Here is a 24884-nt window from a genome sequence, read left to right as displayed (position 1 = left end):
GGGCCCTCTAGAAAGCACACATTCGGCGCGAACACATACAACGAGCACCGGGCGTCAGGGTCGCCTCGGTCGCAAGGGTGCGGCAGCTCGTCGTGGTCATGCGATCAGTAAACCAGACCTACGGTGCTGACCGGCCGCCGTCGTCCGCATGCTGGACAGCGGCGGACAGTTCTCAGTCGCGAACGGAGATCTCGACTCCGGCATCGGTGACCAGTGCGGACAAGGCCGACAGGTCCCTCACCACCAGGTCGGCGTCCAGCTCCTCGGCCCGGTGGGTTGTGGCCAACGCCACGGTGGTCATGCCGGCCGCGCGGCCTGCCTGGAGTCCGGCGGGGGCGTCCTCGAAGACGACACACCGGGCCGGATCCACGCCGAGCTGCCGGGCCGCGAGCAGGTAGGGCTCGGGGTCGGGCTTGCCGCGGGTGATGTCGTCGGCGGCGACGAGCGTCTTGGGCAGGATGCCGACGGCGTCGAGGCGGGCCTCGGCGAGCCGCCGGGTGGCGGAGGTGACGACGGCCCAGCGGTCGGCGGAGAGCGAGTCGAGGAGGTCCCGGGTACCCGGCGGGAGCTGTACGCCTCCGGCACGAGGTGGGCGGGCAGCAGGTCGGCGACCATCTCGGCGGCGGGCCGCCCGTGCAGCGCGACGCGCCGGAACTCCTCGGCGGTGATGCCGTACTCGCGGGCCCAGCTCGTCCAGCAGCGCTCGACGGAGGCGAGGGAGGAGACGAGGGTGCGGGGGGCGGCGGCGTCGGGCCATTTCGGCCGTAATAAGGTCACCGCATGCTCAACGCCCTGACGCTGGTGACCGGAGTCGCCGCGCTGCTGCTCGCCGCCTGGTGCGGCTGGGCCGCCTACCGGGACCAGCCGACCAAGGACTGGCACTTCATCGGCATGGCCGTGGTGTCGCTGCTGGCCGTGATCCAGCTGGTGGCGGGGATCGTGCTGCTGGCCCGGGGCGAGAAGCCGGAGCAGGGCACGACCATCTTCGTGGCGTATCTGCTGGGCGCGTTCGCGTGCGTGCCGGCGGCGGGCTTCATGTCCCTGGCCGAGCGGACACGCTGGGGCTCGGTGACGGTGGCGGCCGGCGGCGTGGTGCTCGCCGTGCTGGAAGTACGGCTCTACGACATCTGGGGAGGCTGAGATGACGGCGCTCGAGGAGAAGCCGACCCGGTTGATCAGCGGGCCGGGGATGCTGCTCGTCTGGTTCTACGGCGTGATGGTGGTCGGCGCGGTGTCGCGCTCGGCGTACCAGATCGCGACGGACTTTCAGCGGGCGCCGCTCGCCTACTCGTTGTCGGCGGTGGCCGGTGTCGTGTACGGGTTCATCACGTACACGCTGGTCCGTGGCGGTGAGACGGCCCGCAGGGCGGCGCGAGTCTGCTGCGCGGCCGAGCTGGTGGGCGTGCTGGTCGTCGGCACGTGGACGCTCGTGGAGCCCTCGGCTTTTCCCGACGCGACCGTGTGGTCGGACTATGGCATGGGCTACATCTTCATCCCCGTGCTGTTGCCGTTGTCCGCGCTGTACTGGCTGCGGAAGGTGCAGGCGCAGCAGAGGGCTGCGGCCTGAGGAGTGCGGGCGCCTCCGGGCCGGTTGCGGCCGGTCGCGCCCACGCGGCGGAGCCGCATATCACTACAGCCCCGCGCCCCCTTGGGGCGCTCCTCACGCCGTAGTCGCGTAAGTACCCGCCTGCTTCTCCAGGACGATCATCTCCACGCCGTCCGCGCCCTTCGATCTGCCCACCGTCTGATAGCCGACCCGGCGGTAGAGGCGGAGGTTGCCCTCGCTGCGGTGGCCGGTGTGGAGGCGGAACATCGTGGCGCCGCGCTGCTCGGACAGGGCCGTCTCCGCCGCGCGCAGCAGACGTGCGCCGATGCCGTGGCCCTGGAGACGCGGGTGGACACAGAGCTTCCCGATGGCTGCGGCGCCGTCCTCGGTCACCTTGCCGCGCACCGCGCCGACCACCTCGTCGCCGAGGCGGGCCACGAAGACGCAGTCGCCGACGACCTCCTGACGGACCGAGTCGAGACTCTGGACGAGCGGGTCGATGCGGTAGTTGCCGTACAGCGCCGCCTCGCTCTGGAAGCACAGGTACTGGAGCTTGAAGATCTGCTCCGAGTCCTGCTCGGTCGCCACCGAGATGGTCACGCTCATGCCCATGTGCGCATGCCTCCCGCTCACCTGATCACCTGTCGTCCCCCACTCCTATCCCCGCACTTCGCGGGCCGCAACCTCCGGCGTGAGCAATCGGCGCAGACATCCCAGACATCTGGAACGTTCCGGTCCGAGACTGCCCTGTGAGATACCCAACTCCCCCGCGATCTCCCGGTATGTCAGGTCCTTCGGGGAGAGCAGCGCATCGATGAGCCGGGGGCAGCGGCCGGGCAGCCGGCGGACCGCGTCGCGCAGGGCGCGGTACCGGGCGGCCGTGAGCGCCAGCTGTTCGGGGTCGGGGCGGGTGTCGTCCGCCGGCTCGGTGTCATACGGCCGTTCGAGGCGGGTGGTACGACGGCTGCGGCGGGCCTCGGCGCGGACGGCCTTGCGCAGCCAGCCCTGCGGGTCGGTCGGTGGCCCGGTGGTCTCCAGACGCTCCAGGAGACGGAGCCAGACGGCCTGCTCCAGATCACCCGGTTCACCCCCGGAGGCAGATGCCTCGGCGGAGGCCTCGGCGGCGAGGAGCGGGCGCAGGGCGACCACCAAGTCGTGTGTCATATGCGGAACGACGCGCCGCCCCGGCGGCAGGTTTCCGGGACGGCGCGGAGTCACCCCTATAGGGGTGCGGTACGGCCTCGGTGTTGACGAGAGCGGCGCGGCTCAGCCGGCCAGGAAGTCGGCGCGGGCCAGCACGCCGGTGTCGGCGTTGTCGGTGAAGACGCCGTCGATGCCGGTGGCGAAGTACGTCTTGAAGGCACCGAAGACATCGCCGTACGCGTCCGCGGCACTGCCCTTGCGGTACTCGGCCGGGAGGAAGGGGTTCTCGTTGCGCATGGTGTAGGGGTGCAGGACGAGACCCACCTTGTGCGCGTCGGAGACCAGCGTGGTCGGCTGGGTCAGGGTGCCGTCGGCGTTCTTCGGTATGACCAGGTCCAGCGTCGGGCCGATGCCCTGCGCGTAGCCGGCGATCTCCCGCAGACCCTTGGGCGTGATCAGGTCGGCGACCGTGCGCGGGTCGCCCGCCTCGACGAAGTCGTACGGGCGGCTGGTGGCCGAGGAGAGCAGCACGACGAGCGGGTTGTCCACCAACTGGTTCAGCTTCTGGATGCTGCTCGGCTCGAAGGACTGCAGGATGACCGGTGAGTTCCGGCTGTCCTTGCCGTACTTGTGCAGCAGCTTCGCCACCCGCTCCTCCAGGCCCAGGCCCAGCCTGCGGAAGTAGGTGGGGTGCTTGGTCTCGGGGTAGATCCAGACCTGCTTGCCGCGCTTGCGGGTCTGCTCGTCCTGCCACTTCAGGACCTCTTCGAACGTGGGTATCTCCCAGCGCCCGTTGTAGAGGGTGTTGTGCGGACGGTTGGCCGGGATGCGCTCGACCGCGCGCAGCGTCTTCAGCTCGGCGAGCGTGAAGTCCTCGGTGAACCAGCCGGTGGTGGGGACGCCGTCCAGGACCTTGGTGGTCTTGCGGTCGGCGAACTCGGGGTGCGAGGCGACGTCCGTGGTGCCGCCGATCTCCGGCTCGTGGCGGCAGACGAGGTGTCCGTCCTTGGTGGGCACCAGGTCGCCCGCCTCGACGACGTCGGCGCCGAGGTCGAGGGCCAGGTTGTACGAACCGAAGGTGTGCTCGGGGCGGTAGCCGCTGGCACCCCGGTGGCCGATGATCGTCGGCACCGGCAGGCTCTTCAGCCCGCGCCCGCCGTACCCGGCCGTCCGGGTGTCGGCCGCTCGGGCGGTTCCGGGCAGCCCGAAGACCGCTCCGCCCGCGCCGAGCACCGCTGCGCCGAGCAGCGCCCGCCGTCCCGTGCCCTGCGTCTGCCCGTTCGTCTGGTCGCTGTCCATGAGCGCCCTCCCGCTGTCCTGCCTCTTCGATGCGCGCCGATCGTAGGGGCGTACACATGACCGACGGGAGACCTCGGCTCGAACACACGGGTGACGCCGTCTGTCGTGTGTGCGGCGCAACATGACGGCCCGTCTGCTTCGCCGCGGGCGTTCCGCGCGACCTCCGTCACACTGTCGCCGTACGTCACTGACGGGCACCGGGACGTCACCGCAGGTAAACCAGTGTCAACAGTGCGTAAGACCTCGGTGAACCGGCCGCACCCGATGTGCGCATCCCCCGGAGCCGCGAGTAATGTCCTCACCTGCACAGACACATATCGCTTCCCTCGACATCGGAGGACCCGTTGTCCCGCTTCGCGCTCATCAAGGCAGTGCTCGGACCGATCATGCGCCTGATGTTCCGCCCACAGGTGGAGGGCGCGGAGCACATTCCCGGGGACGGGCCGGTCATCCTGGCCGGCAACCACCTGACCTTCATCGACTCGCTGGTGCTGCCGCTGGTCACCAAGCGGCAGGTGTACTTCATCGGCAAGGACGAGTACGTCACCGGCAAGAGCCTCAAGGGCCGGCTGATGGCGTGGTTCTTCACCGGCGTCGGCATGATCCCGGTCGACCGGGACGGGGCCAACGGTGGCGTCGCCGCACTGATGACCGGGCGGCGGATCCTGGAGGAGGGGAAGGTCTTCGGGATCTACCCCGAGGGGACGCGGTCGCCCGACGGCCGGCTGTACCGGGGGCGCACCGGTATCGCGCGACTGACGCTGATGACCGGTGCGCCGGTGGTTCCGTTCGCGATGATCGGCACGGACAAGCTGCAGCCGGGTGGGGCGGGGATGCCGCGGCCCGGGAAGGTCACCGTTCGCTTCGGCGAGGCGATGGAGTTCTCGCGGTACGAGGGGATGGACCGGGACCGGTATGTGCTGCGGGCCGTGACCGATTCCGTGATGGCCGAGGTCATGCGGCTCTCCGGGCAGGAGTACGTGGACATGTACGCCACGAAGGCCAAGGCCGCGTAGCGCCGCTGGCGGTTCGGCCGGTTTTCAGCTGCGGGTGTGGGGGCTGGTCGCGCCCACGCGGCGGAACCGCATGTCGACACAGCCCCGCGCCCCTGAGGGGTTCCGCCTACCCGGCGCTTTCCAGTTTCTGGCCCCTCAGCAAGAACCACGCTGCCGCCGCCGTTGCCAGCAGGACTGCTGCTCCTGCACCGGAGGCCATCTGCAGGCCCTGGACGAAAGAGCTGCCTGCCGCGTCCAGGAGGGACTCCGCCGTGTGCGGGGGCATCCTCGTCGAGGCCTCCACGGCCGCTCCCAGTGACTCGTGGGCCGCTGCCGGGGTTCCGGCCGGGCCCGTGAAGTCGCGGTAGACGCCGGTCACGATCGAGCCGAGCAGGGCGATACCGAGGGCCGCGCCCAGTTCGTACGCCGTCTCGGAGACCGCGGAGGCGGCGCCCGCCTGGTCCTTGGGCACGCTGGAGAGGATCACGTCGGCCGTCACCGTGAAGGAGAAGCCGGCGCCGATGCCCACGACCAGGAGCGCTGCGCCGAGGACCGGGTAGCCCGTCGACCGGCCCACGGTCGTGAGGACGGCGAGGGCGATGCCCACGGCGGCCAGACCGCCCGAGACCACGGCCCGCACCGAGAAGCGGCGGGCCGCGCGGCCCGCGATCAGGCCGGCCGCCACCGCGCCGACGGCGGCGGGCAGTTCGGCCAGGCCCGCCTCGAAGGGGCTCCTGCCCTGGACCAGTTGCAGGAACTGGGAGAGGAAGAACACCAGGCCGGACATGCCCAGCACGGTCAGCAGGTCGGCGAGGACCGCTCCGCTGAAGCCACGGCGCCTGAACAGCCGCATGTCCAGCAGCGGGGCCGGCATGGTGAGCTGCCGGTGCACGAAGCCGTAGAGGGCCGACGCGCCCAGCAGGGCCGCGGCGAGCGTGGCCCAGGTGAAGCCGCGGGTGGCGGCCTCCTTGACCGCGTACACCAGGCCGATCATCCCGACCAGCGACAGGACGACGCTGATCAGGTCCCAGGGGCCGGGGTTCGGGTTGCGGGACTCGGGCAGCGTGCGGATGCCGACGAGTACCAGGACCGCCATCACCGGCAGGTTGATCAGGAAGACCGAGCCCCACCAGAAGTGTTCGAGGAGGAAGCCACCGACGATGGGGCCCACGGCCGTGCCGGCGGAGGCGGTGGCGCCCCAGATGCCCACCGCGAGGCTGCGCTCGCGCGGGTCGTGGAAGAGGTTGCGGATCAGGGCGAGGGTGGCGGGCATCAGGGTCGCGCCGGCGACGCCGAGCAGGGCCCGCGCCAGGATCATGAGTTCAGGGGTGGTCGCGTACGCGTTCAGGACGGATATCGCACCGAACGCCGTGGCGCCGACCAGCAGGATGCGCTTGCGGCCGATGCGGTCGCCGAGGCTGCCCATGGAGACCAGCAGACCGGCGATGACGAAGGAGTAGACGTCACCGATCCACAGGAGCTGGGTGCCGGAGGGGTTGAGGTCTTCGCTGATGTACGGGGTCGCGAGGCCGAGGACGGTGGCGTCGACGGCCACCAGCAGCACGGCCAGGACGAGGACGGAGAGCGCGAGCCAGCGGCCCGGGCGCTTCTCCACCTCCGCCGCAGGTGCCGGCTGCAGGGTGCTGGTCATGGTTCCTCTCTTCGTAGTGCGCCGCCGAGCAGCAGCTCGACGATCATGTGGGTGTAGTCCTTGGGGGCGACGCGGCCTTCCGAGACCGCCCAGGCACCGGAGGCCAGCAGGCCGTACAGCGCCTCGGTGAGCCAGACCGGAGTGAGGTCGATACGGAACTCGCCGCTCTCCTGGCCGCGCCGGAACAGGGCCGTGACGCGCTCGTCGATGCGGGCCCAGCCCTGGTTCTGTTCCTCACCCTCGAACAGCTGGTTCTCGGTGTAGAGGAAGGCGAGCAGGCCGGCCGAGGGTTCGAACGCCCGGACCAGGCGGTGCACGGCCTCGCCCGCGGAATCCTCGTCCAGGCGGGCCGTGTCCAGCGCCGCCTCGCACTCCGCGATGCCGAGCGCCTCCAGCGCCCGTACGAGCGCGTCGCGCCCGGCGAAGTGGCGGTGCAGTGTGGCCCGGCTGATCCCGGCGGCCTTGGCGACCTCGTCCATGGTCGCCGTGGACTTACGGGTCAGCAGGGCGGCTGCGCTGCGCAGCACGTGGTCACGGTCCAGGGCCATGAGACAACCATAGCCCATATGAGACGTCTTTGTCTCACCGTAGGCATGCGTGACTCATAGCTGCTGGTCAGCAGAGGTGATCGGTCAGTGCCAGGGCAGCTGTCCGCGCCGCTCCCAGTAGGCGCCCGGGTCCTCCGCCAGCGTGGCGAGGCGGGTCAGCTGGTCGGCGTCCAGGTCCACGACGGGCGCGTGGAGGTTGGAGGCGAGCTGGGTGACGGTCGCGGCGCCGGAGAGGACGACACCCGCCCAGGGCCGGCGCAGGATCAGGGCGAGGGCGACGGCGTCGCAGCCGAGGTCGGTCTCCTCGGCCACGGCCTTCAGCGCGTCCGGGGCGTTCTGTGCGGCGAGGCGGCCGTTGGCCATGCCCTCCTTGACGATCACGGTCAGTCCGGCGTCGTGCGCCTCGGCGAGCGCGGGTCCGGCCGAGGTCTCGAGGGCGTTGAACGTCGACTGGACGGTACGGAAGAGCGGCTCGCCTTCGACCCGCACGGCGAGGGCGGCGCGGATCGCGTCCGCCTGCGCGGGGCCGCTGGTGGAGAAGCCGATGGTCAGGCCCCCGGCCGCGGCCTCGGCGAGTTCGGCGTGGAGTTCCTTGTCGGTGAGGGCCGGGCTGTCCGGGGTCACCGAGTGGATCTGGTAGAGGTCGAGCCGGTCGCCGAGCAGCGCGTCGGTCTCGGCGCGCTGGCGCTCGTACGTCGCCAGGCTGTGGTCCTTCACCTCGTGCTGCGCGGCGTCGGTGGACCAGCCGGCGGTGTAGGTGTAGCCCCACTTGCTGCCGACGACCACGTCGTCGATGTCCGGGCGGGCGTTCAGCCAGTCGGCGAGGAACTCCTCGGAGCGGCCGTAGGAGCGGGCGACGTCGAAGTAGCGCACGCCCTGGGCGTAGGCGGCGTCGAGCAGGTCATGGGTGCGGTCGCGCAGGGCGTCGACGCTGCGCCCGGCCGGGAGGTCCGCCTCCCGGCCGAGGTTGATGTAGCCCGGACGGCCGACTGCTGCCAGGCCGAATCCGATGTGCGCGGTGGGCGTGGTCGCGGTGGCCAGGCGACTGAACGGCATGCGGACTCCCTGCACGATCGACGGACCGGGAACCCGCACCAATCTACCGGCGCCCCCTCGATTCAGCCCGCGCCGACGCAGCGTGGCACGAAGGCCGGGTCGGCCGGCCCCTTCCGGTTCAGGGCGTTGAGCACCCACTGTTCGACCAGCGGCGACTTGGGCGCCTGGTCGTGCTCGGTGGTGTCGAGCGGGCAGCGGTCCTGGAGCAGCACGTTCGTCACGTAGGAGGCCGGACCGTCGAGGAAGGCGCTGGTGTACGGCAGCACGACCTCGTCGTAGCGGGTGGCGATCGCCGTGTAGTCGGGGCCGACCGGGGTCTCCGGGTCGGAGTTGAGCTTCTTCAGGAAGTCGGAGCCGGCGGTCTGGTCGACACAGGAGGGGCAGACGGTGGCGCCTGCCACGAGGGCGAGCGGGTTGGAGGTGCCGTGATTGGAGGGAACGATGCCCACGAGGTCGTCGACCTTGGTGGCGCCGCCGAGGAACTTCACGTAGTAACGGGGCATCATTCCGCCCTGGCTGTGGCCGACGATGTCGACCTTCTTGGCGCCGGTCGCGCCGAGCACGGCGTTCACGAAGTCGCGCAGTTCTGCCGCCGAGTCGGGGATGGGGGCGGTCTCCAGGTCGCCGTACTCGAAGGAGAAGACGCAGTAACCGGCGTTCGCGAGCGCGGGCGAGAGGGTCAGCCAGTTCTCGTACGAGGTCTTGAACGTGCCGTTCACCAGGACCACGGGCTGCGGGTGGGCGGAGTCCGGTTTGCAGGACCAGTCGTTGGCGCCGGGTGGCGGAGTGTCGGCGGCGCCTGCTGGGGCCGTGAGGCCGAGGGTGCACAGCGCGGCCACCGCGGCGACGGCGAGGAGTCGGGCTGTTCGTCGAGTACGTCTCGCGCGCATGACGTCCCTTTCATGCTTGGCTGTGATCGACCGGCGTTCGGCAATGCCGACCGCGATAAGCGGAATACTTACCTCCGAGTAGTGCCGGGTCAAGGTTTCGGCCACTGGCCGAATCTCATCTGTTACCGCACGGTCCGGACAGCGAGAAGGGCCCGGACGAGCGTCCGGGCCCTTCGGCCTGCTGCGGTGCGCGTGTCCTAGGCCTGCTTGGCCGTAGCCCACACGTGCTGTACCGCCACGTCCGCCTTGACCTCGGCGAGCTGGACGGCGACCGCGCTGGGTGCCGTACCGCCGCGGCCGTTGCGGGAGGCGAGGGCGCCGGGGACGTTGAGCACCGTGCGGACCTCGGGGGTCAGATGGGCGGAGATCTTCGCGAACTGCTCGTCGGTCAGCTCGTCCAGCTCCTTGCCGTCGGCCTCCGCGACCTTCACGCACTCCCCCGCGACCTCGTGGGCCACGCGGAACGGCACGCCCTGCTTGACCAGCCACTCGGCGATGTCGGTGGCGAGCGAGAAGCCGGCCGGGGCCAGCTCCTCCATGCGCTCGCGGTTGACCGTGAGGGTGGCGATCATGCCGGTGAAGGCGGGGAGCAGGACCTCCAGCTGGTCGCAGGAGTCGAAGACCGGCTCCTTGTCCTCCTGGAGGTCGCGGTTGTAGGCGAGCGGCAGGGCCTTGAGCGTGGCCATGAGACCGGTCAGGTTGCCGATCAGGCGGCCCGACTTGCCGCGCGCCAGCTCGGCGATGTCCGGGTTCTTCTTCTGCGGCATGATCGACGAGCCCGTGGAGAACGCGTCGTGCAGGGTCACGAAGGAGAACTCCTTCGTGTTCCAGATGATGATCTCCTCGGAGATCCGGGAGAGGTTCACGCCGATCATCGCGGTGATGAAGGCGAACTCGGCGACGAAGTCACGGGAGGCCGTTCCGTCGATGGAGTTGCCGACGCTGCCGTGCTCGAAGCCGAGGTCCTCGGCGACCGCCTCCGGGTCCAGGCCGAGGGAGGAGCCCGCGAGGGCGCCGGAGCCGTACGGCGACACGGCCGTCCGCTCGTCCCACTGGCGCAGCCGCTCGGCGTCCCGGGAGAGGGACTGGACGTGGGCCAGGACATGGTGGGCGAAGAGCACCGGCTGGGCGTGCTGAAGGTGGGTGCGGCCGGGCATGGCTACGTCCGGGTGGGCCTCGGCGAGGCCGATCAGCGCGTCCTGGAGGTCGGCGATCAGGCCGCCGATGATCCGGGCGTGGTCCCGCAGGTACATCCGGAAGAGGGTGGCGACCTGGTCGTTCCTGGACCGGCCGGCGCGCAGCTTGCCGCCGAGGTCGGGGCCGAGGCGCTCCAGCAGGCCACGCTCCAGGGCGGTGTGGACGTCCTCGTCGGCGATGGTGCCCACGAAGGAGCCGTTCGCGACGTCCGCCTCCAGCTGGTCGAGCCCGGCGATCATGCGGGTCAGCTCGTCCTCGGAGAGCAGCCCCGCCTTGTGCAGCACACGTGCGTGGGCGCGTGAACCGGCGATGTCGTAGGGCGCGAGCCGCCAGTCGAAGTGGACGGACGCGGACAGCTTCGCCAGGGCCTCGGCGGGACCGTCGGCGAAACGGCCGCCCCAGAGGCGTACGTCACCGCTGTTGCTGCTCACTTGCGCTGCTCCTCGAGAAGGTGTGGATGTCCGAACCGTACTCAGGCCAGGTCGGCGTCAGGCTCCGCCTGCGAGATCACGCCGTGCCGCGATCTTCGACGACAGGCTGTAGATGTCGATGAAGCCCTTGGCCGCCGACTGGTCGAAGGTGTCGCCGGTGTCGTAGGTGGCGAGGTTGAAGTCGTACAGCGACGAGTCCGAGCGCCGGCCGGTGACGACCGCGCGGCCGCCGTGCAGGGTCATCCGGATGTCGCCGGAGACGTGCTGGTTGGCCTCGTTGATGAAGCCTTCCAGGGCGCGCTTGAGCGGGGAGAACCACTGGCCGTCGTAGACCAGCTCGCCCCAGCGCTGCTCGACCTGCCGCTTGTAGCGGGCCAGCTCGCGCTCGACGGTGATGTTCTCCAGCTCCTGGTGGGCGGTGATCAGGGCGATCGCGCCGGGTGCCTCGTACACCTCGCGGGACTTGATGCCGACGAGGCGGTCCTCGACCATGTCGATCCGGCCGATGCCCTGGGCGCCGGCACGCTCGTTGAGCTGCTGGATGGCTTGCAGGACGGTGACCGGCTTGCCGTCGACGGCCACGGGGACGCCCTCCTTGAAGGTGATGATCACCTCGTCGGCGTCGCGGACCACGGCCGGGTTCTGCGTGTACTCGTAGATGTCCTCGATCGGCGCGTTCCAGATGTCCTCCAGGAAGCCCGTCTCGACCGCGCGCCCGAAGACGTTCTGGTCGATGGAGTACGGGGACTTCTTGGTGGTGGCGATCGGGAGCTGCTTCTCCTCGCAGAAAGCGATCGCCTTGTCCCGGGTCATCGCGTAGTCGCGGACCGGGGCGATGCACTTCAGGTCGGGGGCGAGGGCGACGATGCCGGCCTCGAAGCGGACCTGGTCGTTGCCCTTGCCGGTGCAGCCGTGGGCGACCGTGGTGGCGCCGTGCTTCTCGGCGGCGGCGACGAGGTGCTTGACGATCGTCGGCCTGGACAGTGCGGAGACCAGCGGGTAGCGGTCCATGTAGAGGGCGTTGGCCTTGATCGCCGGGAGGCAGTACTCCTCGGCGAACTCGTCCCTGGCGTCCGCGACCTCGGCCTCGACAGCACCGCAGGCGAGGGCGCGCTTGCGGATGACGTCCAGGTCCTCGCCGCCCTGGCCGACGTCCACCGCGACGGCGATGACCTCGGCGCCCGTCTCCTCGGCGATCCAGCCGATGGCGACGGAGGTGTCCAGACCGCCCGAATAGGCGAGTACGACGCGCTCGGTCACGGGTTTCTCCTCACACTGCACTTGCTGACATGCATGAGTATGCAGAGCTCTGCATGATTCGTCAATTCCCGGACCACCTGAACAATGGCAACCGCTTTCTCGTACTTCCCACCGAACGCCGGCGCCACGTTGATCACAACCCACTCCTGACCCAAGTGAGGCAGTCGCATGTCCAGGGCACTCCCGAAGTACAACAAGCGTCGCGTGGCGATCATCGGCGGCGCTGCCGCCGTTGTGCTCTCCGGCGCGGTGATCGCCGGTTCCGCCCTCGCCGGGCAGCCGTCCAAGAGCGGCACCGCCCAGAGCGCGCGCACGCTGGCGGACCCCGGCACCATCACCTGCCCCGACGTGAAGTCGAAGCTGCCCGCGATTCCGGCCTCCGCCCAGGCCGAGGTCGACCGCAACCTCGCCCTCCTCCAGACCCAGATCCAGGAGGCCGACACGCGGCTGAAGAACACCGTGGGCCAGGGCGGGCCCAATTTCGTCAACAACGCGATCCTCGGCCCCCTCAAGGACAAGCGCGTCTCCAGCATCGACCGCATCGCCATCTCCATCGGCCGCAAGGGCACCAAGCCGACGGGGCTGGACGCGCTGGCGCCCTGCACCCTGACCGCGGGCGGGGTCGGAGGTGGTGGCGCGAACGCGGGCGGCGGCCGGGCGTCCGCCTCCGCGGCCCCGGGCACCGCGGCCGGCCAGGAGTCGGGCGGCGGGGCCGCGGCGGGCGGAAGCACCGCGGCGGGCACGATCACCTGCCCGGACGTGGCCTCCAGACTGCCGGCCGTCCCGGCTTCCGCGAAGGCCGAGGTCGACCGCAACCTGGCCCTGCTGCAGACGCAGGTCCAGGAGGCCGACACGCGGCTGAAGAACACGGTGGGCCAGGGCGGGCCGAACTTCGTCAACAACGCGATCCTCGGCCCACTGAAGGACAAGCGGGTCTCGACCATCGACCGCATCGCCATCTCCATCGGCCGCACCTCGGCCAAGCCGACCGGCCTGGACGCGCTGGCCGCCTGCACGCTCACCAAGTGAGGTGACAGGCAGCAGTGGCCGCCCCGTTGGACAGCGCCGGCCGGGGCGGCCGCGGTGGATCCGGCCGGGCGGATCCGGTCGAGCGGATCCAACCGGGCGGATCCGGCAATTCCTTAGACGGCCGAACGACTTCCGTCGATAATCGTTAGACATGGGAAAGATCTATGAGCGCATAGACGGAAGGCTCCGGACGTTCATCGAGGAGCAGCCGATCTTCTTCACGGCGACCGCGCCGCTCTCCGGCGACGGCACGGTCAACCTCTCCCCCAAGGGCCTCAAGGGCTCGTTCGTGGTGCTGGACGAACTCACGCTGGCGTACCTCGACTTCGCCGGGTCCAACGCCGAGACCGTCGCGCACCTGCGGGAGAACGGGCGCATCACCCTCATGTGGTGCGCCTTCCAGGGCCCGCCGAACATCGTGCGGGTGCACGGCCGGGGCGAGGCGGTCTTGCGGGACGACCCGCGGTTCAGGGAACTGGTCGCCCGCTTCCCGGACATCGACCCGAGCCTGCACGGCCTGCGCGCGGTCATCGTCGTCCACGCCGAACTGGTGCGGGACAGCTGCGGATACGCCGTCCCCCACATGGCCTACGAGGAGGACCGCGATCTGCACGCCAAGCGGTTCGCCCGCGAGGACGACGACTCGCTGAGCGCCTACTTCACCAAGAAGGAGCACATCGCGACAAGCCTGGACGGACTACCCGGACTGCCGTTGCCGCTCCCGCCGTCTACCGTCTGAGCCATGCGCCCCCGTGTCGTCGTCGCCCTCGTGTCCGCGTCCGTCTGCGTGCTCGGCTTCATGCCCGGGCCGGAGCCGGTGCCGTTGCCCTCACAGATGGCGGACACCGGGGGCGGCACCCAGCTGATCACCGCTCAGGCACCGGACACCGACGCGACGTCCGGCACGGTCACCTGGTGGGACCTGCGGGACGGCCAGTGGGTGCAGGCCGGGTCCGCGCCTGCGCGGTTCGGGGCGAAGGGCCTGGTGGAGGGGCAGTCCCGGACGCAGGGGACGAACACCACCCCGACGGGGCTGTACCGCCTTCCGTTCGCCTTCGGCATCAAGGAGGCACCGAGCGGGACCCGGGTCGAGTACCGGGCGGTGAAGGAGAGTTCCTGGTGGTGCGAGGACGTCGACTCCACCGAGTACAACCGCTGGGTGGATCCGCTCCCGGCCGACTGCCGGGCCTCGGAGTCCGAGCAGCTCAGCTCCTACGGGACGCAGTACGCGTACGGGCTCGTCATCGGGTTCAACTACGACGGGCCGGTGCGGGGGCGGGGGGCCGGCATCTTCCTGCACGTCAACGGGAAGGCGGCCACCGCGGGTTGCGTGTCCGTACCCGAGGATGCGATGCAGCGGATCCTGAAGTGGGCGGACCCCGACAGGAAGCCGCATGTCGCGATCGGCACCACGGACGGTGCCACGGCCATCACCCGTTACTGACCTCGCCCAGGGGCAGCCGTACGGTGAACGTCGTCGTCCCCGGCCTGCTCTCCAGCCCGACGCTCCCCCCGTGCGCCTCCACCACCGCCGCCACGATCGACAGACCGAGGCCCGCGCCGCCGCCGGGGGCGTCCTGGCGGCGGCGGTGTTCCGCGCGGGTGAAGCGTTCGAAGACGCCTGGCTGAACTTCCCCGGGGACGCCGGGGCCGTCGTCGTGGACCGAGAGGCGGGCCGAGCCCTCCTCGGTTTCGAGGGTCACCGTCACCTTGGTGCCAACGGGTGTGTGCACACGCGCGTTGGCCAACAGGTTGGCCAACACCTGTTGGAGGCGGTGGGTGTCGCCCGTGACCGTGACCGGTTCCTCCGGGAGGTCCAGGGTCCAGCGGTGGTCGGGGCCGACGGCCCGGGCGTCCGTCACCGCGTCCAGGACCAGGTGGGTCAGGTCGACGGGGCGGCGCTCCAGCGGGCGGCCCGCGTCGAGGCGGGCCAGCAGGAGCAGGTCGTCGACCATCTCGCCCATGCGGGAGGACTCGGCGGCGATGCGCTCCAGGGCGCGGGTCACCTCCGGTGGGACCGGCCCCGGGTGCAGCAGGGCCAGCTCGGCGTGGCCGCGGACCGAGGCGACCGGGGTGCGCAGCTCGTGGCTGGCGTCGGCGGCGAAGCGGCGCAGTCGCTCCTCGCTGGCGTGGCGTTTGGTCAGGGCGTCCTCGACATGGCCCAGCATGCGGTTGAAGGCGGCCCCGACCCGGCCGACCTCGCTGCCGGAGTCGGCGGCCGGGGCCCGGGGCGGCAGGGCCACCTCGCCGCTGGCGAGCGGCAGTTCGCTGACCCGGGTGGCGGTCGCCGCGACCCTGCTGAGCGGGCGCAGCGACCAGCGGACCCAGAAGGCCCCGGCCACGCCGGTCGCCACCAGGGCGAGGCCGAAGACGATGCCGGCCACCAGTTCCAGACGGTGGACGGCGGACTGGACGGGCTCCAGCGGCAGGCCGACGACCAGGATGTCGCCGTCCCGGCCCGGGACGGCGACGACCCGGTAGTCGTCCAGGGCGGAGAGTTCGACGGTGTGCGGTCTGCCGTCGGCCGGCACGGCGGCCAGGGCCTTCCGGTCCCTGGCGGTGAGGTTCACGCCCAGGTCCGCGGACGGGTCGCCGGAGCGGATGAGGCCCTTGTTGGTGACCTCACCGTTCAGCAGACGGGCACCGAAGGTGCCGGTGGCCAGGCGGCGGGTGTCGCCCTGCTCGTCGCCGTCGTGATCGTCGGGCACCCGGCCGTTCGGCCCCAGGCGGTTGTGCTCCAGGCTCTCCGGGAACCGGGTGCCGACCTGGGTGAGCTGCTCGTCGAGACGCTGGGTGAGGAAGCCGTTCAGCTCGAAGACGGCGGCGAGTCCCACGGCCGCGCAGCTCACCGCGAGCAGGATGACCAGGGCGAAGGTGAGCCGGGCGCGCAGGGTGCGGGGCCGGGGCAGGCGTCGTACGGGCCTCACCGGGACACCGGCTTCAGGACGTAGCCCGCGCCGCGGACCGTGTGGATCATGGGTTCGCGGCCCGCGTCCACCTTCTTGCGCAGGTAGGAGATGTACAGCTCGACCACATGGGCCCGGCCGCCGAAGTCGTACGACCACACCCGGTCGAGGATCTGCGCCTTGCTCAGCACCCGGCGCGGGTTGCGCATCAGGAAGCGGAGGAGCTCGAACTCGGTCGGCGACAGTTCGATCAGCTCGCCGTTCCGGGTCACCTCGCGGGCCTCCTCGTCCATGACCAGGTCGCCCACGGTCAGCCGCGGCCCCTCGTCCAACTGGCGGGCCATGCCGGCGCGGCGCAGCAGTCCGCGCAGCCGGGCGACGACCTCCTCCAGGCTGAAGGGCTTGGTGACGTAGTCGTCACCGCCCGCCGTGATGCCGGCGATGCGGTCCTCGACCGCGTCCCGGGCGGTGAGGAAGAGCACACAGACGTCCGGCTTCACCTCGTGCAGGCGGCGCAGCACGGCGAAGCCGTCGGTGTCCGGGAGCATCACGTCCAGGACGACGGCGTCGGGCAGCAGATCGCGCGCGGCGGTGACCGCCGAGGCGCCGTCGCCGGCCGCACGCACCTCCCAGCCCTCGTAGCGCAGGGCGCCGGTCAGCACCTCCGCGAGGTCGGGGTCGTCGTCGACGACGAGGACGCGCAGCGGGGTGCCGTCGGGTCGGGTGAGGGCGGGGCGGCCGGAGCGGGTGGTGTTCATCGCGTCTACCAGCATCGCTCGTGCGCGGGGCGGCCGGCCGCCCGGGCGGCTCTGAGTTTCCTCTGAGTCGGCTGGGTACGGCGCCCGCTCAGAGGTCCCTCAGAGCTTCGGACCGCACAGTGGCCTGGCACGACGGACGAAGGGACGACCATTCATGACCACCGTGGACGCGGGGCGGGCGGCCCCGCCCCTGCCCCTGACCGCACGGCGCTCCCCCGTGGGGCCCGTCCTTGCCCTGCTGTGGGCGGGTGCGGCGGCCGTGGTCGCGCTCTGGTGGGCGGACACGGGCGCCGTGGTCGGTACGGCGGGCTGGCTGACCGGGGCCGGGCGGATCGCCGGGCTGCTGTGCGGGTACGCCTGCGCGGTGCTGGTCGGCCTGATGGCGCGGGTGCCGCTGCTGGAGGTGCGGATCGGCTCCGACCGGGTGGCGCGCTGGCACGCGATGGCCGGCCGGTACACCGTCTGCCTGCTCGTCGCGCACATCGCGCTGATCCTGGCCGGGTACGCCGCCCAGGACCGGGCCTCGCTGTGGCACGAGGCGGTCACCGTCGTGCTGGACTACCCGGAGATGCTCAAGGCCACCGCAGGCACGGTGATCCTCCTCGCGGTCGGCGTCACCTCGGTGCGCGCCGCGCGCCGCCGCACCAGCTACGAGTTCTGGTACTACGTCCACCTCCTCACCTACGCGGCCGTCTTCCTCGCCTTCGGGCACCAGCTGGCGCTGGGCGAGCAGTTCAACGGCAAGCCGGTGGCCACCGTCTTCTGGTACGCGCTGTACCTCGGGGTGGCGGCCCTGGTGCTGTGGTTCCGCGTCCTCGCCCCGGTCCGCCTCAACCGGCGGCACCGGCTGCGGGTGGAGTCGGTGCACAAGGAGGCGCCGGGGGTGTACTCGGTCGTCGTGCACGGGCGGCACCTGGACGAGCTGGGTGCGCGGCCGGGTCAGTTCCTCCGCTGGCGGTTCCTCGCCGAGGGCATGGGCTGGACGTCGACTCCGTACTCCCTGTCGGCGCCGCCGCGTCCGGACCGGCTGCGGATCACGGTGAAGGCGCTCGGCGACCACAGCGCGGCCGTCGCGCTGCTGCGGCCGGGCACCCGGGTGTGGGCGGAGGGCCCGTACGGCTCCCTGACCGCCGACCGGGCCACCGGGCAGCGGTCCCTGCTGATCGCGGCCGGGGTCGGCATCACCCCGCTGCGGGCGTTGTTCGAGACGCTGCCCGGCGAGGTCACCCTGCTCTACCGGGCGCGCGGTGCCGAGGATCTGGCGCTGGGCGGCGAGCTGGAGGCGATCGCCCGCCGGCGGGGCGCGCAGGTGCTGTACGCGCTCAACGGGCCGCGCGGGGAGCGGCCGGGCATCACGGCGGAGTCGCTGCGCGCGACCTTCCCCGGGCTGGCGGGCCACGACGTGTACATCTGCGGCCCGCACGGCTTCGCCCAGGACGTGTACGGCGCGCTGCGGGCGGCCGGGGTCCCGGACCGTCGTATCCACCACGAGTCGTTCGAACTGTGAGAGCTGTGAGGCCCGCGTGCACGCGTTGAACAAGAACCGTCCCCTCCGCCGCATCGTGCTGGCGAGTGCCGCCACCGTCTCCGGGATGGTGCTGCTGCTGTCGCTGAAGCCGCACACGAGCCCCACCCTGGCGACGGCGGGCACCAAGTCACCCACGATGTCGAGCAGTTCCGGCCCGGGGGCCGGTTCCAGCTCGGGGACCAAGAGCGTCACCGGCGACACCGTCCAGACCCGGTGGGGCCCGGTCCGGGTGCGGGTGGCGATCGAGAGCGGCAAGCTCACGGACGTGACGGCGGTCAGCTATCCGCAGGACAACCCGCGCGACCAGGAGATCAACAACTACGCCCTGCCGCAGCTGCGGCGCGAGGCGCTGGCCGCCCAGAGCGCGCAGATCGACACGGTCTCGGGAGCCACGTACACCAGCGAGGGTTACCGCCAGTCACTCCAGTCGGCCCTCGACTCCGCGGGCCTCTGAACACTCAGCGCATGCGGCACGTATCTGTGGGCCAAGGGTCAAGTCCCCACGGAGGAACCGTGACCACCACGCTCGCAGGCGGACGTGCCGCCCGCCGCCAGACGATGCGCCGCATCCGCCCGCGCCGCTCACCGGCCGTACCGCTGCTTCTCGCGGTGTGGGCCGGTGCGGCGGCCGTGCTGTGGCTCTGGTGGCACAACACACCGTCCATCGCCGACGACAACGGCAGGATCCTGAACGCGGGCCGCATCACCGGCCTGCTGGCCGGCTACCTGATGGCGCTGGTCGTGCTGCAGATGGCGCGCGTACCGGCGCTGGAACGGCGCGTCGGCTCCGACCGGGTGGCCCGCTGGCACGCGATGAGCGGCCGGTACACGCTCTGCCTGATCGTCGCGCACGTCTTCCTCACCATGTGGGGGTACGCGCTCCAGGCCGGCAAGTCGCTCGGCGACATCGTCCAGCAGACCATCGACTCCATCAACCAACTGCCGGACATGGGCAAGGCCGCCATCGGCACGGGCCTGTTCGTGGTCATCGGCCTGACGTCGATCGGCCCGGTCCGGCGCCGGCTGCCGTACGACACCTGGTACCACGTCCACCTGCTGACGTACGCGGCCGTGTTCCTGACGTTCTGGCACCAGATCACCACCGGCAACGACTTCGCGGTCGAGCCGACCGCCAAGACCTTCTGGTACGTGCTCTACGGCACCGTCACCGCGCTGGTGCTCTGGTACCGGATCCTCACCCCGATCCGGCTGAACCTCCGTCACCGCATGCGGGTGGAGGCGGTCATCGAGGAGACCCCGGGCATCGTGTCCGTGCTGATCGGCGGCCGGAAGCTGCACCGGATGGGCGCGGAGGCCGGCCAGTTCTTCCGCTGGCGGTTCCTCGCTCCCGGGATGCGGTTCAGCTCGCACCCGTACTCGCTGTCGGCGGCGCCACGCCCCGACATGCTGCGGATCACGGTGAAGGCGATCGGGGACCACAGCTCCGGGCTGCGCGAACTGACGCCCGGCACCCGGGTGTGGGCGGAGGGCCCGTACGGCGCGCTCACCGCCCAGCGGCGCAGCAAGGGCAAGGTGCTGCTGGTCGCGGGCGGGGTCGGCATCACGCCGATGCGGGCGCTGTTCGAGACCCTGCCCGGCGCGGCCGGTGACATCACCCTGCTCTACCGGGCCAACACCACCCAGGACCTGGCCCTGTGGGACGAGCTGGCCGCGATCGCCGAGGAGCGCGGTGCCCGGCTGATGTACGCGGTCAACAGCCCCGAGGGCGAGCGGCCGGACATCTCGGCGGAGAACCTCCAGCGGAAGATCCCGGACATCGATCACCACGATGTCTTCATGTGCGGCCCGCCCGGGTTCGCGCAGTCTGTGTACGAGGCACTGCGCGGCGCGGGAGTCCCCGCGCGCCGTATCCACCACGAGTCGTTCGAGATGTGAGCGGGAGCTGCAAAGCGATGAGGAAGAGCCACCCCATTCGGCGCGTCGTGCTGGCCACCGCCGCCACCGTGTCCGGTGTCGTGCTGCTGCTGTCGCTGAAGCCCGCCTCGGATCCGGCGGCCGCTTCGGCGGCGGGCGCGGCGCCCCAGCAGACGGCGGCGGCGCAGGAGTCCCCGCAGGGCGGGGCGCAGGCCGCCGGGACCGGCACGGTGACCGGAGACGCGGCGCAGACCCAGTACGGGGCCGTGCAGGTACGGCTGACCGTCGCGGGCGGCAAGATCACCAAGGCGGAGGCGGTGCAGGCGCCCAAGGGCGGGCTCAGCGACCAGAAGACCGAGCTCTCCGTGCCCAAGCTCAACCAGGAGGCCGTGGCGGCGCAGAGTGCGCAGATCGACGCGGTGTCCGGGGCGACGTACACGAGCACGGGGTACAAGAAGTCGCTGCAGTCGGCGCTGGACAAGATGAAGGCGTCCTCGGGGTCGTCGTCCGGATCGTCCTCGGGGTCGTCCGGGTCTTCGTCCGGGTCTTCGTCCGGCTCGTCCTCCGGGTCGTCCTCCGGCTCCTCCGCCGGATCGGGCGCGGCACAGGCCCGTACCGTCACCGGCAAGGCCGTCCAGACCCAGTACGGCACGGTCCAGGTCCGGATCACGGTCAGCAACGGGAAGATCACCAAGGCGGACGCGGTCCAGGCGCCCAAGGGCGGACTCAGCGACCAGAAGACCCAGCTCTCCGTGCCCAAGCTCAACCAGGAGGCCGTGGCGGCCGGGACCGCGAACATCGACTCCGTCTCCGGAGCCACCTACACCAGCACCGGCTACAAGCAGTCGCTGCAGTCGGCGCTCGACCAGGCCGGTGGCTGACGCGGTGGCCGAGTCGGCCGAAGCTCCCGCAGCGGTGCGTCATGCGGAGGAGGTCATGGGGACCGTCTTCTCCTTCGACGTCCGCGGCGGGGAATCCGGTGCGGTACGGCAGGCCTTGGACGAGGCGGTCGCGAGCCTGCACCGGGTCGACGCGCTCTTCTCCACCTACCGCGAGGACAGCGAGGTGTCGCGCCTGGTCCGGGGTGAGCTGACCGTGGCGCAGTGCGCTCCCGAGGTGGCCGAGGTGCTGGAGCTGGCGGCCGAGGCGGAGCGGGTGAGTGACGGGTGGTTCAGCACCCGGTACCGCGGGTCGCTGGATCCGACCGGGATCGTCAAGGGCTGGTCGGCGGAGCGGGCGGCGCGGCTGCTGGCGGCGGTGGACGGGGTGTGCGGGGTCAGCGTGAACGGGGGCGGTGACGTCCAGATGCTGGGCGCGCCGGAGCCGCAGCGGCCGTGGCGGGTCGGGGTGTCGGATCCGCTCCGCCCTGGTGGGCTGGCGGCGGTGATCTCGGCGGCCGGAGTGGACGAGCTGTCGGTGGCGACGTCCGGCACGGCGGAGCGGGGCGACCACATCGTGGATCCGCGTACCGGCAGGTCCGCGGTGACGGACCTGGTCGCGGTGACCGTGGTGGGGCCCCGGCTGACGTGGGTGGACTGCTGGGCCACGGCTGCGTTCGCGATGGGGTCGCGGGCGGGGCTGGCGTGGCTCGAGTCGCTGCCGGACGTGGAGGCACTGCTGATCACGGCGGGTGACGAGGTGCGGTGCACCGGGGGGCTGGCGGCGCGACTCGGCTGAACATCGCTCCCGGGAAGAAGGAATTTTTGACGTTTCTACCAAGTTGTCCCTATTACGCCATCCAACTTCCGCGTTGGGACGTATCCCCTGTGGGACAAGTTTCAGGAGGAACGCATATGGCCATCTTCAGCAGTCTCATGCCGGCAAAGCGCCACGACCACGGTGGCGACTCGTCGGGCCACGGTAATTCGGGGCACGGCGACCGTCACGGCCATGGCGACCACGGCGGCCGTCACGACCACGGCGGCCACGGTGACCACGGCGGCCACGGCGGCCACGGCGGCCACGGCGGTCACGGCGGTCACGGCGGCTACTGATCGGACACGGAGGCTTGGCGGACCGGATTCGTGAGGACCCGGTCCGCTTCGCCGATGCCCGAGGAACGGATGCCATGGCGCATGTCCTGCGGCGGCTACTGTCGGTGGGCGAGACGTCCGACGCCGTGGTGCCGGCCGCACCTCCGGTGCCCCCGCGTGAGGTGTTCCGGCGGTTCTGGCCGTACACCCGCGGTGGCCGGCGCTGGCTCGTGCCCATCGTGTTCTTCAGCCTGATCGGCCCCGCCGTCGACGCCGCGGAGATCTGGCTGTTCAAGATCGTCGTGGACGACGTCCTCGTCCCCCGTGATCTCCGGCCGCTCCTGTGGATCGCGCCGACCTATCTGGGACTCATCGTCGGTTCCGGCGTGCTCGCCTACGCCGACGACGTGACGTCCACCTGGGTCGGCGAACGCTTCCTGCTCACCCTTCGCTCCGATGTGTTCCGGCACGTCCAAGGGCTGTCGCTCGGATTCTTCGAGCGCCGGCGGCTCGGGGACGTGCTCTCGCGCGTCACGGGCGACGTCGACGCGGTCGAGACGTTCCTGCTCTCCGGCGTCGCGGACGCCCTCTACTACGTGATCAGCCTGGGCGTGTTCCTCGGCCTGCTGCTCTACCTGCAGTGGGATCTCACCCTCCTCGCCCTCGTCATCGTGCCGCTGTTCTGGGGGACGGCCCGGCACTTCTCCAAGCTGATCAAGGCGGCGTCGCGGGAGCGCAGGCGCCGTAGCGGCTCGATCAGCGCGATCGCCGAGGAGACGCTGGGCAACGTCGCGCTGGTGCAGGCGTACAACCGTCAGGACTGGGAGGAGCAGCGGTTCGAGCGGGAGAACATCGGCAGGTTCCGGGCGGCGATGGTCTCGGCACGGATCCGTGGCGCGTACGGACCCCTCGTCGACGTCATCGAGGTGGCCGGCGGGCTCGCGGTCATGGGCCTGGGCACCTGGAAGCTGGCCCAGGGCCAGCTCACCCTGGGCGGGCTGCTGGTCTTCCTGGCGCTGATCGGCAAGCTCTACGGCCCGGTCCGCAGCCTGTCCCGCCTCGGCACCACCTTCTACGCGGCGTCCGCCTCGGCGGAACGGATCATCGAGCTGCTGGACCAGCGGCCGCAGGTGACCGATGCCGCGGGCGCCCGGCCGATCGGCCGGGCCCACGGTGACCTGGAGTTCGACGGCGTCTGGTTCCGGTATCCGGGCATCCCGTCCTGGGCACTGTCCGACGTGTCCTTCCATGTGGCACCCGGCGAGACACTGGCGCTGGTCGGAGCCAGCGGGGCCGGCAAGTCCACGGTCGCGAAACTGCAGTTGCGCTTCTACGACCCCGACCGGGGAGCGGTCCGCCTCGACGGGACCGATCTGCGCTCGCTGCGCCTGGCCGACGTACGGGAGAGCGTCGCGGTGGTGCTGCAGGAGACACTCGTCTTCCACGGCACCGTGCGGGAGAACATCGCCTACGGCCGTCCGGAGGCGACGGAGGCGGACATCGTGGCGGCGGCGCGCGCCGCGGACGCCCACGAGTTCATCGAGGCGCTCCCGGACGGCTACGACACGCTGGTCGGCCAGCGCGGCCGGACGCTCTCCGGCGGACAGCGCCAGCGCCTGGCGATCGCCCGCGCGATGATCAGGGACGCACCCGTGCTGCTGCTGGACGAGCCGACCACGGGGCTGGACGTCCGGTCCGGCCGGCGGATCATGGACCCGCTGCGCCGGCTCATGGCCGGGCGGACGACCGTCGTCATCTCCCACAACCTGCTGACCGTCCGCGACGCCACGCACATCGTGGTGCTGGACGGCGGCCGGGTCGTCGAGCAGGGCACCCACGACGACCTGCTGCGGCGCGGCGGCAGGTACGCCCGGCTCCACCGGCTGCACGCGCCGGAGGGGAGCGTCCTGTCATGAGCGACTCCGCCCCGCCGCCCCTCGCACCGGGCGCGAGACCGGCCCCGGGCTACGAGGTCCTGGAACACCTGACGCGCACCGGCTGGCTCGACGTCTACGACGCCTGGAGCGAGGCGCGGGCCTGCCGTTGTGTGATCAAGACGGTACGTCCCGACCGGCTGGGCGAGGATCGGCTGCGGGCGCGGCTGCTGCGGGAGGGCCGGTGGCTGTGTGCGTTCAGCCACCCCCACCTGGTGCGCGCCTACGAGACGTTCGAGTCGCCCGAGCCGCTCGTCGTCCTGGAGACACTGACCGGTGAGACGCTGTCCCACCTGATCGGCCGGCTGCCGCGGCGGCCGGCCGCCGCCGACGTGGCGCTCCTCGGGGTGCAGCTGTGTTCCGCGGTCCACTACCTGCACGGACAGGGCCTGCTGCACCTGGACCTCAAGCCGTCCAACGTGGTGGTGGACTGCGGCCATGCGAAGGTGCTGGACCTGAGCGTCGCACGGCCGCCCGGCGGCGCGCCCGCGGGCCTGGGCACGTTCGGCTACCTGGCTCCGGAGCAGGCCCGCGGCGGGCCGCTGACGGCCGCGGCCGACGTGTGGGGCATCGGCATCACGCTGTACGAACTCGCCTGCGGTGACAGGCCGTTCGCCGGCGGGGCCGTGGACGAGTCCTGCGAGGGGCAGCGGGCGGACCACTGTCCGCAGCTGGAGCGCAGCGCCCCGCCCATCACGTCCCGGCGGCGGCTGCCGGCCGCTCTCGCCGCCGTCGTCGACGGGTGTCTGCGCGCCGACCCGACGTCCCGGCCCACCGTCGGCGAGCTGGCCGCCGCCCTCGACGCGGCGGTGCCCGGCCATCGGCGCCACACCGCGCGCGCCTGAGGCCGTCCCGGAGTGGGCCG

25 protein-coding genes and 1 pseudogene are annotated in these 24884 nt (G+C 71.2%); 13 read left to right on the top strand and 13 right to left on the bottom strand.

The genetic code is table 11. The features are described 5' to 3' along the window. Positions 1-172: 172 nt before the first annotated feature. Positions 173-777: pseudogene (locus ACIRVH_RS12755) on the bottom strand (HAD-IA family hydrolase). Between the two features lie 3 nt (positions 778-780). Between ACIRVH_RS12755 and ACIRVH_RS12750 the strand changes: the two are divergent. Further along, positions 781-1140, top strand: a complete 360-nt coding sequence (locus ACIRVH_RS12750) for a hypothetical protein (RefSeq protein WP_386574801.1) — start codon at positions 781-783, stop codon at positions 1138-1140. A 1-nt stretch (position 1141) separates the two neighbouring features. Further along, positions 1142-1567, top strand: coding sequence for a hypothetical protein (locus ACIRVH_RS12745; RefSeq protein ID WP_336110842.1), 426 nt, complete (start codon positions 1142-1144; stop codon positions 1565-1567). A gap of 93 nt (positions 1568-1660) precedes the next feature. Here ACIRVH_RS12745 and ACIRVH_RS12740 read toward each other — a convergent pair whose 3' ends face one another. From ACIRVH_RS12740 to ACIRVH_RS12730, 3 genes are all read right to left on the bottom strand, one after another. Continuing rightward, positions 1661-2158, bottom strand: a complete 498-nt coding sequence (locus tag ACIRVH_RS12740; protein WP_403951993.1) for a GNAT family N-acetyltransferase — start codon at positions 2156-2158, stop codon at positions 1661-1663. A 45-nt stretch (positions 2159-2203) separates the two neighbouring features. Continuing rightward, positions 2204-2710 (bottom strand): RNA polymerase sigma factor, encoded by a 507-nt coding sequence (locus ACIRVH_RS12735; protein WP_403951554.1) that lies wholly within the window; start codon positions 2708-2710, stop codon positions 2204-2206. A gap of 102 nt (positions 2711-2812) precedes the next feature. Then, positions 2813-3988 (bottom strand): glycerophosphodiester phosphodiesterase, encoded by a 1176-nt coding sequence (locus ACIRVH_RS12730; protein ID WP_403951552.1) that lies wholly within the window; start codon positions 3986-3988, stop codon positions 2813-2815. A 344-nt stretch (positions 3989-4332) separates the two neighbouring features. Between ACIRVH_RS12730 and ACIRVH_RS12725 the strand changes: the two genes are divergently transcribed. After that, positions 4333-5004: a lysophospholipid acyltransferase family protein gene (locus tag ACIRVH_RS12725; RefSeq protein WP_386574796.1), complete on the top strand. Its 672-nt coding sequence runs from the start codon at positions 4333-4335 to the stop codon at positions 5002-5004. A gap of 106 nt (positions 5005-5110) precedes the next feature. Here ACIRVH_RS12725 and ACIRVH_RS12720 read toward each other — a convergent pair whose 3' ends face one another. The 6 genes from ACIRVH_RS12720 to ACIRVH_RS12695 form a co-directional block, all read right to left on the bottom strand. Beyond that, complete coding sequence (locus tag ACIRVH_RS12720; protein ID WP_403951550.1) at positions 5111-6634, bottom strand: MFS transporter; 1524 nt, start codon at positions 6632-6634, stop codon at positions 5111-5113. Then, on the bottom strand, positions 6631-7182 hold the full coding sequence (locus tag ACIRVH_RS12715) for a TetR/AcrR family transcriptional regulator (RefSeq protein ID WP_403951548.1): 552 nt from the start codon (positions 7180-7182) through the stop codon (positions 6631-6633). The genes ACIRVH_RS12720 and ACIRVH_RS12715 overlap by 4 nt, the downstream gene beginning before the upstream one ends. An 84-nt stretch (positions 7183-7266) precedes the next feature. Next, entirely contained in the window at positions 7267-8238 is a 972-nt protein-coding gene (locus ACIRVH_RS12710) for an aldo/keto reductase (protein ID WP_403951545.1), read from the bottom strand. 62 nt (positions 8239-8300) lie between these two features. Beyond that, entirely contained in the window at positions 8301-9128 is an 828-nt protein-coding gene (locus ACIRVH_RS12705; RefSeq protein WP_403951544.1) for an alpha/beta fold hydrolase, read from the bottom strand. Positions 9129-9325: 197 nt separating this feature from the next. Further along, positions 9326-10756 (bottom strand): argininosuccinate lyase, encoded by a 1431-nt coding sequence (gene argH / locus ACIRVH_RS12700; protein WP_403951541.1) that lies wholly within the window; start codon positions 10754-10756, stop codon positions 9326-9328. Between the two features lie 57 nt (positions 10757-10813). Next, a complete protein-coding gene (locus tag ACIRVH_RS12695) occupies positions 10814-12016 on the bottom strand; it encodes an argininosuccinate synthase (protein ID WP_403951539.1) in 1203 nt (400 codons plus the stop codon). A gap of 168 nt (positions 12017-12184) precedes the next feature. On the opposite strand from ACIRVH_RS12695, the gene ACIRVH_RS12690 reads away from it, so the two are divergent. The 3 genes from ACIRVH_RS12690 (at position 12185) to ACIRVH_RS12680 (ending at position 14489) form a co-directional block, all read left to right on the top strand. Continuing rightward, positions 12185-13045 (top strand): hypothetical protein, encoded by an 861-nt coding sequence (locus tag ACIRVH_RS12690; protein WP_403951537.1) that lies wholly within the window; start codon positions 12185-12187, stop codon positions 13043-13045. Positions 13046-13196: 151 nt separating this feature from the next. Beyond that, positions 13197-13784, top strand: coding sequence for a pyridoxamine 5'-phosphate oxidase family protein (locus ACIRVH_RS12685; protein ID WP_403951535.1), 588 nt, complete (start codon positions 13197-13199; stop codon positions 13782-13784). Positions 13785-13787: 3 nt separating this feature from the next. Beyond that, positions 13788-14489: a L,D-transpeptidase gene (locus ACIRVH_RS12680; protein ID WP_403951533.1), complete on the top strand. Its 702-nt coding sequence runs from the start codon at positions 13788-13790 to the stop codon at positions 14487-14489. Here ACIRVH_RS12680 and ACIRVH_RS12675 read toward each other — a convergent pair. Beyond that, positions 14476-15972, bottom strand: a complete 1497-nt coding sequence (locus ACIRVH_RS12675; RefSeq protein ID WP_403951530.1) for a sensor histidine kinase — start codon at positions 15970-15972, stop codon at positions 14476-14478. The genes ACIRVH_RS12680 and ACIRVH_RS12675 overlap by 14 nt on opposite strands. Beyond that, positions 15969-16709 (bottom strand): response regulator transcription factor, encoded by a 741-nt coding sequence (locus tag ACIRVH_RS12670; protein ID WP_403951527.1) that lies wholly within the window; start codon positions 16707-16709, stop codon positions 15969-15971. The genes ACIRVH_RS12675 and ACIRVH_RS12670 overlap by 4 nt, the downstream gene beginning before the upstream one ends. A gap of 154 nt (positions 16710-16863) precedes the next feature. On the opposite strand from ACIRVH_RS12670, the gene ACIRVH_RS12665 reads away from it, so the two are divergent. The 5 genes from ACIRVH_RS12665 to ACIRVH_RS12645 are packed head-to-tail and all read left to right on the top strand — an operon-like array spanning position 16864 to position 21789. Continuing rightward, positions 16864-18216, top strand: coding sequence for a ferric reductase-like transmembrane domain-containing protein (locus ACIRVH_RS12665; protein WP_403951524.1), 1353 nt, complete (start codon positions 16864-16866; stop codon positions 18214-18216). A 16-nt stretch (positions 18217-18232) separates the two neighbouring features. Then, on the top strand, positions 18233-18691 hold the full coding sequence (locus ACIRVH_RS12660) for an FMN-binding protein (RefSeq protein WP_403951521.1): 459 nt from the start codon (positions 18233-18235) through the stop codon (positions 18689-18691). Positions 18692-18750: 59 nt separating this feature from the next. Continuing rightward, complete coding sequence (locus ACIRVH_RS12655; RefSeq protein ID WP_403951519.1) at positions 18751-20133, top strand: ferric reductase-like transmembrane domain-containing protein; 1383 nt, start codon at positions 18751-18753, stop codon at positions 20131-20133. A gap of 17 nt (positions 20134-20150) precedes the next feature. Next, entirely contained in the window at positions 20151-20993 is an 843-nt protein-coding gene (locus ACIRVH_RS12650) for an FMN-binding protein (RefSeq protein ID WP_403951516.1), read from the top strand. A gap of 55 nt (positions 20994-21048) precedes the next feature. Further along, positions 21049-21789, top strand: a complete 741-nt coding sequence (locus tag ACIRVH_RS12645; protein WP_403951515.1) for an FAD:protein FMN transferase — start codon at positions 21049-21051, stop codon at positions 21787-21789. Between the two features lie 101 nt (positions 21790-21890). Here ACIRVH_RS12645 and ACIRVH_RS12640 read toward each other — a convergent pair whose 3' ends face one another. Continuing rightward, positions 21891-22094 (bottom strand): hypothetical protein, encoded by a 204-nt coding sequence (locus ACIRVH_RS12640; protein WP_403951512.1) that lies wholly within the window; start codon positions 22092-22094, stop codon positions 21891-21893. A gap of 86 nt (positions 22095-22180) precedes the next feature. On the opposite strand from ACIRVH_RS12640, the gene ACIRVH_RS12635 reads away from it, so the two are divergent. Beyond that, a complete protein-coding gene (locus tag ACIRVH_RS12635; protein WP_403951510.1) occupies positions 22181-24001 on the top strand; it encodes an ABC transporter ATP-binding protein in 1821 nt (606 codons plus the stop codon). Further along, on the top strand, positions 23998-24864 hold the full coding sequence (locus tag ACIRVH_RS12630) for a serine/threonine-protein kinase (protein WP_403951507.1): 867 nt from the start codon (positions 23998-24000) through the stop codon (positions 24862-24864). The genes ACIRVH_RS12635 and ACIRVH_RS12630 overlap by 4 nt, the downstream gene beginning before the upstream one ends. Positions 24865-24884 lie beyond the last annotated feature (20 nt).

It is taken from the genome of Streptomyces sp. NPDC101165, assembly GCF_044768135.1.
Taxonomy (GTDB): domain Bacteria; phylum Actinomycetota; class Actinomycetes; order Streptomycetales; family Streptomycetaceae; genus Streptomyces.
This window is presented reverse-complemented; position numbering and strand designations above follow the sequence as displayed.